Raw genomic sequence first — 12,404 nt, forward strand, 5'->3', positions numbered from 1 at the left:
GGGCTCACCGTAATGTCGTTCGCGGTTTGGGGTTCGAAGCCGGTGGCGGTGCAGCTTACGTCGTAGGTTCCGATGGGCAGAATCAGCGAATAGGCTCCGGCGGCGTTGGTGGTGGCGGAAACCGCTCCCACGCTGACAGTAGCGCCTTGGATGGGCGCGTTATTTATGCGCCGCACCACTCCGGCGATCAGTCCGATTTCCTCAGATTTTTCCAGGACATTCGAAAATGAGGCAACCGAGGAGACGCCATTGGTGTAGATGGCTTTCACAGCCCAGCGATATTCCGCGTTGGGCAGGGTTTGCCAGTCTGGATCGGTGAAAAGCGGCTCATCAAGGACATTTGGCGTGAGGCTTGACCATGCCGTTTCGTTGCTTTCCTGACCGGGTGTGAAGCGCCAGAGTTTGTATCCCAGCAAGGAGCGCTGCGGTGCCTGGCGTTCCTGTTGCGTCTGCGGCAGGCTTGGCTCGTTGCGGGTCAGTCCAAAGTGTTGCGCGCGTGAGGGATGGCGCGTGTTGGTGGCAAAGGGTGAAGGGTCCACTTTCGAATCTGAACGGTATGTGAGTTCTTCATCCTGGAAATTGATGTTTACCACCGGGCTGTGTTCGGTTCTGAGGTTTCCGATGTAGATGTTGTCGATAAACCAAACATAATAGAGGCCTTCCTGGTCGGGGCCGTCCACGGCGTTGAAAGCAAGCTTAACCTGCATGCCGCCATAGTTTTCCAAATCCACGGTGATGGGGCTGGCATAATAGTTCCAGCCTCCGGTTTGCGCGGACGCGTCCCAGAGCGGTGTCCAGGAGTTTCCGCCATCGGTGCTGATTTTCACATAGTAGTGATCCTCGTTTATGGAACCCAAAAAGACGTGGGAATCAAAGCGTAAATATCCGCCGGGAGGGCAGTTAAAGCTTGGTGTGATCAGCCATTCGTCCTGATGGGTGGAATCCCAGAAGAGGCCACTTTGGAAGCTGCCGTCTGTGGGAGTGGCGGGTGAACCGCTCAGCGGAACGGTACCCACGCGGCAGAAGCTGTTGTAAACACCGTTGGCGTTTGGCCCGCCGGTGTTTGTGATTTCCTGGCTCCAATCCGTGGGTGGGAAGTTGGGGCTTTCAAAGCTTTCTGTAATCTGGGTGGCGTTTGGATCCGGAGCCGTCCAGTTCAGGTTCACAGCGGTTCCGGTCACGTTCACTTCAGCCTGCAAAGAGTGTGGCGCGTAGGCAATTTCGTCCAGGGTGATGGTTCCCATATCGTGGTTGGCGGAGCCGAGGGTGATGGTTCCCAGATAGTTGCTGTAACCGGGAGCCATGATGGTGCATTGATAGCTGTTGTTGGCGTAAACGTTTGGTATGTTGAAGCTTCCGGTGGCGGTGGTGTTTCCGCTATAGTTTTCATATCCGGAAAGCTGTATGGAGGCGCCGGCGATTCCGGATTGGGTGTCGCTGGCAATCACAGTTCCAGTCACATTCACCATCGGCAGGGTGGCCAGGGAAATATTCAGGGTGGCGTCTTCGTCTTCATCCAGGCTGATGTTTTGGGTCTGGGTCTGATATCCGTGTTTGCTGAAGCTGACGCTGTAATCCCCGGGCATGATGTTTTGGATGTTGTATTGACCCTGGGAGTTTGTGACGGTGCTGTGTCCGCCATTGGCGAATTGGACTTGAACCTCCGCAAGAGGTGTTCCTCCGGGTCCGGTAACGGTTCCGCTGAGTGATGCCATGCCCACCAGAATCATGCCCAGACGGAGGTTGGCACGATTTGATGAAAGGCTTCCGGTGGCGGATTCAGAACAGTTTTCGCTGTCGCTTTGGGCGCGAAGAGCGGTGTTGCCTCCCGTTAAAGTGTAATAAACGGAAGCATTTTGGGAATAGCCGCCGGGAATGATATCGCAGAAAACGTCAATCAAGAGGTTGGATGTGCCATCCCAGTGATACATTTCATTCAGCGTGTGTACGTTCCAGCCCGCGGTGGGGAGGAAGTCATTTTGATTCCAAACCGTGGTGTAAGCTCCGGGCTCGAAGCTGGTGGAAAGCACGGTTTGGTCGGTTTCCTTGACGCGGATGGTGAAGTTCGTCATGGGTGAACAGTTGTTCACAACATCAACGTTGAAGGCGATGGCGGTGATGAATCCCGTGTTTGCTCCAGCATCCTGAAGCTCGGCAGCGGTCCACAGATATTGCTGGCGGAAGCTTCTGTACCAGGTTCCATACGGTGTCGGGCTTCCTGTGGTGGTGTTGGAGGAAGTTCCGGCACCGATGGTAATGAAGGTGGTTCCGGCTTCCAGCACCTCCACGATGAAGTTTTGGGTACGGTTGTTTTGTTCAATCTCATCTCCAGCAAGATCCACTGTGGCATACAGATAGGTCTGACCCATGGCGTCTGGCGTCCAGGGAATATTCACCTGCAGGGTTTCCAGGGATTGAATGGCGGGACCAGCCACGCTGCTGACCATGATGTCCCCTTCCTTGAAAAGCTTCACCTGATAGTTGTTTTGGGCGTTGCTGCCGTTGTTTCTTATGGTGACAACATAGTTTGAGGAGCTTCCAACGCTGGGAGTCTGGTTTCCAATGAGGTTCGATATTCCAAGGTCATTTTCAATGGGTTCTGCGGAATAAAAAATCGTGAGTTTGGGGAATCTGGCTGTGGCAGTGGCTGTTGGAGGGTTGGTTGGATCGTAACTTGTGCCGTCGGATTGAAGTTTAAGCGTTCGCATCTGGGTTCTGCTTTGGCAGAGGAAATAATCCGAGGAAGAATACCAGTCCGTGTCCATGGGTCTCAGAACCATGATTACGAGATTTCCGGGTGTGTGGAAATAGGGCGTTTGCAGCGGAATGGTGATGGTATTCGCGCCAGCGGGATATTGCACGTTTCCGTCGAAAACCAGGTTAAGCTGAGTGGATGGAATCCAGCCGCCTGTGAGGTCTGTCTGGTCTGTGCTTCCCATCCAAATCTTGGTGGCGCCGTTTGGGTTATTGGACGCAAAATTGTTATAAAACGCCAGAGAAGTGATGGTTCCGCTCACGAAATCAAGTTCATCCTCATAGATGAGGGTTTCGAAGATGGAGTTTTTGTAATAATAATCCATCGGCATGCGGTCAGTTTCGTTTCCTTCACCGATGGTAACGGCTTGTATGCCTTCGGGTTGGATTGCCAGGTCCAGAGTTGCTGTCCGGTTGTTTTGTTCAATCTCATCCCCGGTGAGGACAACTTCACCCCAAATCGTGACTGCGCCTGCTTCTGCAGGCGTCCAAGGTATCGTAACCTGCAAGGTTTGCAAAGACGCGATGCTGGGACCATTCACGGATGCCAGTTCCACCTCACCGGTTTTGAAAAGCTTCACCTGATAGTTGGTTTGGGTATTGACGCCATTGTTTTTGATGGTGACCACATAGTTTGATTGCAAACCCTCGGTGGGACTGAGTGGTCCGGTGAGCGACATCGCTGCCAAATCGTTCTCAATCTGCTGTCCACTGTAGAAGAAAGCAGTTTTTGGGAATTGCGCCACCGCTGTCGCTGCGGAAGGCGCGGTGGGGTCGTAATCGATGCTGTCGGACATCAATTTGCGCGTTCTCATCTCGGTACCAGTCTGGCATTTGAAGTAATCTGTAGAAGAGAAATATCCTCCATCCAGAGGACGTTTCACCATCATCACCAGGTTCCCCGGTGTGTGCATATATGGGGATTGCAGTTGGATTATGACAGTATTTTCACCTGCGGGATAGTCAACATTTCCATCGAAAACCAGGTTCATCTCGGTGGAAGGAATCCACGCGCCGGTGAGATCAGTTTGGTCTGTTGTTCCCAACCAGATTTGGGTTGGTTTATCCATGACTGTGGTGCTGGAAAAGTTGTTAAAAAAGGCAATGGCAGTGATGATTCCGCTGGCAAAGCCCAGTTCGTCTGGGTAATAGATGGTTTCAAAGAGGGAGCATTTATAATAGAAATCAATCGGCATTCGCGCCCATTGGTCTCCTGCTCCGATTATGGCATGTTGTCCTGCCGTTGTAAAACTCCAGATCGGGCAGTTTTGAGCATCACCAATGGCGTTGAAGGGTACAATCTGCCAATAGTAGGTTGTTTCGTTCTCAACGGTTGGATTGTATGTGGTTTCGGTTGTTTCCTCAACGAAGGGCGGCGGGTTTGTGGTTCCAAAATGAACTTTGTAACCCAGGGGCGCTCCGCCTCCGCTGCCCCATCTCAGAGCAACACCGCCAAAAATGTTTTGTGCTTCGTTGACGGGAGAAATCATTATCGCCGGATTGGGCGGATTGGTTACCACCAGTGCAGCCATGTTGAACCGGATATTGCTGCGATTCATGGAAAGCGTGCCTGTGGTGGCGCTTTGGCCTTCAGCACTGTCGCTTTGGAAGCGCAAGCTACTGTTGAAGCCAGTTTCAGTGTAGAAAACCGAAGCATTTTGAGTGTAGGTGGTTACGAGGTCTGAAAAGATGTCCACCAGGATATTCGAAGCGCCATCCCAATTGAAGGGAGTGGTGAATTCGTGGACGTTCCAGCCCGTGGTGGGCATAAATCCGTCTTGCACAAAAACAGTTTGGTAATCACCAACCTCAAATGTAGTTGATAAAACCGTTTGGGAAGTTGATTTCAGGCGAATGGTGAAGTTTGGCATGGGAGAGCAGTTGTTGATAGTGTCCACGTTGAAGGCAAGCGAGTTGATATTTCCCGCGCCTCCGCCAAGGTCTTCCAATTCCGAAGCCAGGATTAAAAACTGTTGCCGGAAACTTTTCCAATAGGTTCCATAAGGTGCTGGGACGCCAGTTGTGGCGTTGGCAAGTGTCCCATCACCAACGGTCACATTAACCTGCGCGTCCAGATTTCCACAAATGCCAATCCCGAGAATCAGCAAAAGTATAAAAACATAAATACGTTTCATGGGATATCTCCTTTCCCTTATACTAAAAACTTGTGTTTGTTATTGCTTAAACTGGCGTCTAAATAAAATACGACATGATTCAACATACAATTTTAGAGCCAGTTTTGAAGTATTTATTTGCCTTCATCGGTCTGAGCCCGGTTTCATGCAATCTTTTGAGCGATTTCCACAGCTATAGCCACCCGTATTTTGGCCTTTTCTGTTGACATTATGACTGTGCCAAGATTTTGTGGATTTCACACATCCGGCTTGCCATCCAGATGGATTTTGGCGAAATATCGGATGTGAGCAAGGAAGTTTTATGCTTGAGATAAAAAATCTGTCCCGCAATTTTGGCGCCATAAAAGCCGTGAACAAGGTCAGTTTCGCCGTTTCCGGAGGCGAAATTGTCGGTTTTTTAGGTCCCAACGGCGCCGGCAAAACCACCACCATGCGCATGATGGTGGGCTGGCTTCAGCCCGATGAAGGGATGATTTCCCTGGGTGGACAAAGCATTTTCGCGGATCCTCTTGCCGTCAGCGCCCGCATTGGCTATCTGCCTGAAAACAATCCCCTTTACGGCGAAATGGCAGTGGGTGAATTCCTGCGTTATTTTGGAACTTTGCGCCGCATGAGCCCCTCTTTTTTGGACGAACGGCTGGAATTTGTGCGCGCCGCCTGCGGCCTGGACGAGGTTTGGAGACAGCGTATTTCCACGCTTTCCAAGGGCTACCGCCAGCGTGTGGGCTTGGCTCAGGCAATTTTGCACGATCCGGAGGTCTTGATTTTGGACGAACCCACCGGCGGGCTGGACCCAAACCAGATTATCGAAATCCGCGAGCTAATCCGCGAACTGGGCAAGGAAAAAACCGTGCTGCTTTCCAGCCACATCATGCAGGAAGTTCAAGCCCTGTGTTCGCGTGTGATTATCATTAATAAAGGGCGCGTGATTGTTGACGACGACATCGAAAACCTGGGCGCCCACATCTCTGGGCTGAACCGCGTGGTGATGGAATTGGAAGCTGAAAATCCCGATTTCACCCCCTGGCTGGATAAAAAAGAAGGTGTGAACCTGGAATCCAAGGTGCAAAGTGGCTCGATCTGCCTGGCCCGCTTTTTGGCGCCGCCGGAGTTGGATATCCGTAAAGACCTGACCGCGTTTGTGTTGGAACAGGGCTGGCAGCTTGTGAGCGTGTATCAGGAAAAGCAGAGCCTGGAAAGCATTTTCCACGAACTCACCTCCCAGGAAGAGGCTGTGGAGTCCGAAGAAGAAATCCCGCTGGAATCCGACGGCGTGCAAAAACTGGTGGCGGAGCTGCATCCCATCGATGGCGACCTCACCTGTCCGGAATCTGAAACCCTTCCGCAAAACAACAATGAAAACAAGGATGAACAATGAACCCCGCCCTCACCATCGCAAAAAAAGAGTATTCGCTTTCCCTGCGCAGCTTTGGAACCTACATCATTTTTGGGGTTTTCCTCCTGGCATCTGGCATCTGGTTCGCGCTGACGGCGCTGAAGCTGCAAGTTGCCGACCTGCGGGACATCTTTTCCAAAATGCACTCCTTCTTCCTGTTTTTCATCCCCGCCCTCACCATGGGCAGCATCGCCCGTGAACGCGCCAGCGGCACTTTGGAGCTGATTTCCACCCTGCCTATCAAGCTCAGCCACATCGTTTGGGGAAAGTTCCTCTCGGTCTGGCTGCAGGTGGCAACGGTTCTGGCTTTCACCCTGGTTTTCCCAATCTTGGTCGTCATTTTTGGTGTGGGCATGGATTTGGGCGCGGTTTTCACCGGTTATCTGGGTCTGCTTTGCGCCGCCGCGGCATTTGCGGGCATCGGCATCTTTGCCAGCAGCCTCACAGACAACCAGGTGATTGGCTTCGTGATTGCCCTCGCCATTTCGGGTCTCATGTTCCTTTTGGGACGCTTGGGAGACCTGATTCCGCTCAGGCTTTTCGCCGCGATTGAATATCTGGGATTTGATTATCATCTCAACAGCTTCATGAAGGGCGTAATCGACACCCGCGACCTGCTGTGGTTCGCCGTGGTCACTTTCATCTTCGTTTTGTTGGCACAACTGAGGCTGCAGAGCGAAAACTTGAGACAGGAGAGGTAAAAATGAACACACGCAGCCAGATTTTTGGCACCTATGCCATGAAGATATTCATCGCCGTGCTGGTCTTGATTTTGAGCGGATTTTTGTTCCTGCGTTTGGATGCCAGCCGCCATCGCTCCCACTCCCTCAGCCGCGAAACCAAAAAAACCCTGCGGGAACTGGATGACAAGGTTGTGGTAAAAGTTTTCGCCTCGGACGATCTGCCGGGTGAATTTGCCACGCTGAACCGCGCGCTGAAAGATATGCTGCAGGAATTCCAAAGCGTTTCCCGCGGAAAACTGAAGTTTGAATACGCGCGCGCGAAAGACCCGGACGAACTGGCAGACGAAGCCATGCAATACAACATCCCGCAAATGCCTTTGACCATCTTCGAAAAAGACAGGATGGTGAGCAAAAACATCGTTTTCGGAATAGGTTTTGAAGGCATGGGAAAAGCGGCTTCCATGCCCCTGCGTCCCGGAATGGAAGAAATGCTGGAATACCAGCTTCTCAAACAGATTAACAAGCTGCAGCGGACAAACCTGCCGGAACTGTCTGTTTTCGCGGATTCGCTGGCGCTGTTGACCCAATATTCCCTCTATCCGGATCATCTTGCCACCTTCTTTTTGGAACTGGAAGAAAACTATGAGGTTCAACACACAAACCTGCAAACCGCGCCCAAACAAACTCCCGTGATGTTGGCTCTGGGCGTGGTGGATTCGCTTTCCACCCTCCAGCTTTATAATTTGGATCAATACCTTATGGCGGGCGGCAAAATCGTGATGTTGCAAGACCGCGCTATGGTGAGCTATACCTCTCAGGGAACGGCAGTTACAGAACTGGATAGCAATATCTTCAGGATGCTGGAACATTATGGCATCCTCATCAAACCAAACATCGTTCTGGACCAGGATTGCGAAATCGGCATGGCGCCTGGGCAGGGCGGACAGATTCCCTATCCCTTCTTTCCGCACCTGAAACCAGCCCCCAAAATTCCCTACACCAGCGGCTTTGAAAACATCGTGATGAACATCGCTTCAGAACTGGCTTTGATGCCTGGTGCCAAACTCAAGATGGAGCCCGTTTTGCAAACTTCGGGCAAATCCAACACATTGCTGGGTCCCTGGTTTGATCTGAATGAAGCAATGAGAAGTGCGCTGGAACCGGGCAGCCTGGAATTGCCTCCCATCACAGTGGCGGCGGAATATAGCGGGCCTTTCAAAAGCTATTTCAGCAACGCGCTGACTGACAGCACTTTCCACGCCTCTTCAGACAGTTCCAAAATCATCCTGTTTGGCGACAGCGATTTCAATCTGGAATTCTCCAGCGGCGGGGCATACGTAGTCCTGAACGCGGTTGACCACCTTTTGGGACGCACGGATATGGTGAAACTGCGCTCCTTCCGCACAAGCTACAACCGCCTCGGTGCGGATGTATATCTCATCAAACGTGGCCGCCAGGTCGCGGATCCGCAAAAAGCGATGAACCGCCTGGGCAACATCTTCAAACTGAGCGCCATCGTGTTGCCGCTCTTGCTTTTAGCCTTGCTTGAATTCAGTCTGCTGGTGAGGAGGAAAAAGTTTTGAAGAAAGATAAAATCGTCCTTTTGGTGGTGTTCGTCCTGCTGTTGGCGCTGGTCATCTATTTCAAATTTGCCAAAAACACCAGGGAAGTCCTCAAACCCATATTCAGCGCGGACAGCACGGCTGTTGTCAAAATCGAGATTGCCGACCGTGACACCAGCATCACCTTCGAAAAACAGCAGACACGCTGGATGATTATGGAGTCGGTAAAGTGGAACGTGAAGGATGACCACTTCGATGCGTTTTTGAACGAAGTGATTTTCCGCAACTATTCTCCCAAGCCAGTGGCTTCCGGCAAAGATATTCTCAAGGAATACCGCCTCACCCAGGAAGAGGCTTTGCGCGTCAAGGTTTTCAACGCCAAAGGCAAGCTTCTGAAAGAGGTTTGGTTCGGCGATCCGGGCAATCCCTACGACTATTTTTGCTTCAAAGGCGACAGCAATGTTTACCAAATCCGGAGCAAAGTGCTGCAATTCTACAGGCCGCATTTTGATTCCTGGCGCTCGCCAAACGTTGTCAGTGTGAATTGGGATGAGCTGCTTTCCATCAAGGTTGCGCACGAAAAGGGCAACTATGAATTATCCCGCGAGGGAGGCATTTGGCGCTACAAAGACCAGCGTGAGGATTTTGAAATCCAGCCGGGAAACCAAACCATGGGAAAAATCCTGAACACTTTGGCGAGCATGGGCGCTCACACCAGACTGGCTGAGAATGAAGTGCCCTCTCAAAAAGAGCTTGGCAAAGCTGTTTGCGAAGTCAATCTTGCCCTGGTGGATAAATCCAGGATAAAAATCAGCTTTTACCCCTGGGACCAGTATTACCTGATGCACACAGACCTGCATCCAGACAGCTATTTTGTGATGGTTGCAGACACACTTTTGCGTTTCACCAGGGACGCGTCTCTGTTCAGCGCTGTGGAAGGCGATCCCACCTTATATTAGAACGAGTCTGTTGTAAAACCCCTCTCATGAGCCTAAGCTTATGTCTGGCTTATGGTTAGCTTATGAAACATAAGGAAGACATAAGGGGGCAAGCAGGAAGCAGCCAGATTTTGCCAAATTTCCAGGCAAAAACAGCCCGATATCCGAAAAAGAGCAGGCTGATGGTTTCGCTCTTGCTTCTTTCTTGATTCTGGCTCGAGAGTAACCGCGGTCTTTCTCCTGAGTATCCCGATAAAGAATCGGGTTGTTCACGAGGCATGGAGCAGTAACGCAGGGGTCGGAATCCGGAGCGAAGCAGGTGTGAGGCGATATTTGCCTCTCCAACACTGCTGAAAGTGGAAAGTGGGTTTTTAGAGCAGACCCCAGCGACGGCGGAAAAACAGTTCCAAGCTGAATGCCAGGATGAAGATCGCCAAAACCCACCATTTGCGGTAGATGGCAAAATCCTCACGCTGTTCAAATTCCCTCGCCTGCGCCGGAACGGGGTTCCATTCTGCGATTTGGCTCGGGCTGAAAAGCCTGCCGCCGGTGTCTGAAGTGAGCCAGGAAAGCAGGGGAAGGTTGAAATCAAAATCTCTGGATTCGATGCTGGAATCGCTTACGCTGAAGCGTCCCTCGCTTTTTTCGCCGCTCACTTTATCCTGGATTTGGAAGCTGTAACTGCCTGCTTTATCAATCACAAAGCGGGCGGAATATTCACCTTCGCTCTGGGTCATGAAATCCCGGAAAACTTCCTTGCCATCCTCGCCGGTCACTTTCAATTCCGGATTCAAATCCAGACGCAGGGCGCGGATATCGTCCTGGGCACGCAGGCGCAAATTTATCTCCTCACCCAGGAAATAACTGCTGTTGTGGATGGCTTCATATCCGCTCTGGGATGTGTTTGCCAGCCAGGTCAGCGAATTTGCCAGCAGCTCACGGTAGCCGCCTTTCGCGCTTTGCAACTGCCATTTCCAGAGGTTCAGAAAGGCCATGGACAGGGTTTTTGCGCTGCCCTGGGTGCTCGCGGCGATGGCTGGTGATTTTTGTGGATTGTCGATTGTTGCCAAAACTTCCGCGCCGCGGGACGCGGTTACATAATAATAATCCAAGGGCGGCACAGTTTTCATTTCGGCGCTGTCGAAATTCAACATCGGGTAGTTTGCCGCGGCGGGACTGAGTTCCATAAAACCCTGATAGGCGCTGCTGATGTTTGAACGCTGCAGCGGTAAAACGGATGCCAGTTCCGGAACCGGGAGACCCTGAAAGAGGATGCCCACGCCCCTTTTATGGGCGGCAAGGATGTAGTTTAAAGTGTTGCCGCTCAGTTGCATGGCGCCGTTATTTATCAACACGATGGCAGCCAGATTTCCGGAGGGAAGGGTGCTGACCGCTTTTTCGCCAGACCAGGCTTGGGAGCCCTGAACCCGGTAGTGAGCGGTTTCCCAGCGTGGATTTTCAGCAATGGCATCCAGGGTGAATTTGTTGTCCCAAGCGGGACTGTCAGAAAGCACGACCACGCGCTGCTTTTCGCTGAGAACTTCGATGGCGCCGGGATAGCTGTTGTTGTTTTGAGAGCGTTCGTTCAAGCCGGCGGCGGAAATTTCCATCCGATAGGGGAAAAATCCGGTTTGGGTGAAACGATGGGTGAAATCGACATTTTGGGGCTGTCCGCTCTTGAGCTGCACATTTTTGCTGCCGAGGGCAGCCTTTCCCTGCCAAAGGCTCACGGTGGCAGGTCCATTGTAGTTTTCGGACAGCACTTCAGCGCGGATGAGGGTGGGTTCATTGCGGTAAGCCTGGCGGTTCGAAATGGCGCGAACCACGCTGAGATCGGCTTTGTCCTGCCTGCTGGTGTCCGCGACCGCGTAAAATGGGCTGCCAAGCTGTTTAACCTGTTGCAGGGATTCATCGCGAAGCCAGCCGTCGGAAAGCAGCAGAATGCCTTTCACCCGGCTGAAATCGTGTTTTTTTGCCAGTTCATCAAGTGCTGGAGCCAGCAGGGTGTTTTCTTTTTCCAGGCTCAAGCCGGTGGCAAAATCATAGCTGTGAAGCTCATATCCTGCCGCGGCGAATTTTTCAGAAAGCTCTTTGCCGGGTCCGCGCAGCCAATCCTTTTTTCTGCCGGATGGACCGCTGAGTTCCATGCTGGCGGAAACGTCTGTCAATACAATGATTTGCTGCCGTTCACGGCGCTGGCGCACAAAGCTGAGAATCGGGCTGATGAGCAGCAAAAGCAAGATGCCCAGGCTGATGAAACGTAATCCGAAAAGCAGCCAGCGGCGTCCGCGTCCAATTTCGGGACGGGTGCGCAGATAAAAGTAGCCCGCCAAAAGCAGAGCCACCATTGCGATGACGGCGTATCTCAGAGCTAAAACCTTATGTTGAAGTAGTTTGCCAGGGCTATGCCTTTGGAGGTATAGCCGGGATAAAACTGTTCGATGGATTGAACGCCCATGCCAAACTCCAGTATGCCAACATTAAAACCGAGCCCCAAGGAGGTTCTCCAGGGATAATTTCGGGTTGGGGTGCCATAGCCTAAATATATGGATATCAGAGGGATGGGACGCAATTCGGCGCCAAGGGCAAACCTGGCCTGGCGGCTGGTTTCAGGTGAATCACCAAAACCCTGGATATAATCCACGGAAATCGAGGCTTGCGGGAAATCATACTGTGCGGCAAAACGCAGTTCCACCGGGATTCTGCTGGTGTAGGAATCAGTTTTTTCCTGGCTGATTTCATAGCTGTATATATCCTCGATGTCTTCCAGCAGGTCAATCGCGTAAAGGCTATCCACACTGATGCTTATATCCAATTCTTCGCGAATCATGCCCCATCTGATGAAGCCGATGGCATTATCCAAAGTGGCGCCCACGCTGAGGTTTTTGATTGGTTCGGAATATAGACCCAGCATGGCTTTGGCTCCATATCCACCC

At 51.9% G+C, this 12,404-nt stretch carries 7 protein-coding genes; 4 read left to right on the plus strand and 3 right to left on the minus strand.

From position 1 onward, the window contains the following. On the minus strand, window positions 1-4,889 hold a 4,889-nt coding region (locus tag GX135_04785), incomplete at its 3' end, for a hypothetical protein (protein NLN85404.1). A 301-nt stretch (window positions 4,890-5,190) separates the two neighbouring features. Between GX135_04785 and GX135_04790 the strand changes: the two genes are divergently transcribed. The 4 genes from GX135_04790 to GX135_04805 are packed head-to-tail and all read left to right on the plus strand — an operon-like array spanning window position 5,191 to window position 9,489. Continuing rightward, window positions 5,191-6,267, plus strand: coding sequence for an ATP-binding cassette domain-containing protein (locus GX135_04790; GenBank protein NLN85405.1), 1,077 nt, complete (start codon window positions 5,191-5,193; stop codon window positions 6,265-6,267). Continuing rightward, entirely contained in the window at window positions 6,264-6,986 is a 723-nt protein-coding gene (locus GX135_04795; GenBank protein NLN85406.1) for an ABC transporter permease, read from the plus strand. The genes GX135_04790 and GX135_04795 overlap by 4 nt, the downstream gene beginning before the upstream one ends. Before the next feature lie 2 nt (window positions 6,987-6,988). After that, on the plus strand, window positions 6,989-8,551 hold the full coding sequence (locus GX135_04800; GenBank protein NLN85407.1) for a GldG family protein: 1,563 nt from the start codon (window positions 6,989-6,991) through the stop codon (window positions 8,549-8,551). After that, the gene (locus GX135_04805) at window positions 8,548-9,489 is read left to right on the plus strand and encodes a DUF4340 domain-containing protein (GenBank protein ID NLN85408.1); all 942 of its coding nucleotides are present in this window, start codon (window positions 8,548-8,550) and stop codon (window positions 9,487-9,489) included. Before GX135_04800 ends, GX135_04805 begins: the two co-directional genes overlap by 4 nt. Window positions 9,490-9,839: 350 nt before the next feature. Here GX135_04805 and GX135_04810 read toward each other — a convergent pair whose 3' ends face one another. Together GX135_04810 and GX135_04815 are read right to left on the minus strand one after the other, a co-directional pair. Beyond that, window positions 9,840-11,816 carry a hypothetical protein gene (locus tag GX135_04810; protein NLN85409.1) on the minus strand — a complete coding sequence of 659 codons (1,977 nt, stop codon included), beginning with the start codon at window positions 11,814-11,816 and terminating at the stop codon, window positions 9,840-9,842. Window positions 11,817-11,839: 23 nt separating this feature from the next. Further along, window positions 11,840-12,382 carry a hypothetical protein gene (locus GX135_04815; GenBank protein ID NLN85410.1) on the minus strand — a complete coding sequence of 181 codons (543 nt, stop codon included), beginning with the start codon at window positions 12,380-12,382 and terminating at the stop codon, window positions 11,840-11,842. Between the last annotated feature and the right edge of the window lie 22 nt (window positions 12,383-12,404).

The sequence above is a fragment of the Candidatus Cloacimonadota bacterium genome (assembly GCA_012522635.1).
Classification (GTDB): Bacteria; Cloacimonadota; Cloacimonadia; order Cloacimonadales; family Cloacimonadaceae; genus Syntrophosphaera.

Bases quoted from the DNA above. Each gene is read 5' to 3' on its own strand.
- GX135_04790 (NLN85405.1), top strand. From the start codon at position 5,191: ATGCTTGAGATAAAAAATCTGTCCCGCAATTTTGGCGCCATAAAAGCC.
- GX135_04795 (NLN85406.1), top strand. From the start codon at position 6,264: ATGAACCCCGCCCTCACCATCGCAAAAAAAGAGTATTCGCTTTCCCTG.
- GX135_04800 (NLN85407.1), top strand. From the start codon at position 6,989: ATGAACACACGCAGCCAGATTTTTGGCACCTATGCCATGAAGATATTC.
- GX135_04810 (NLN85409.1), bottom strand. From the start codon at position 11,816: ATGGTGGCTCTGCTTTTGGCGGGCTACTTTTATCTGCGCACCCGTCCC.
- GX135_04815 (NLN85410.1), bottom strand. From the start codon at position 12,382: ATGCTGGGTCTATATTCCGAACCAATCAAAAACCTCAGCGTGGGCGCC.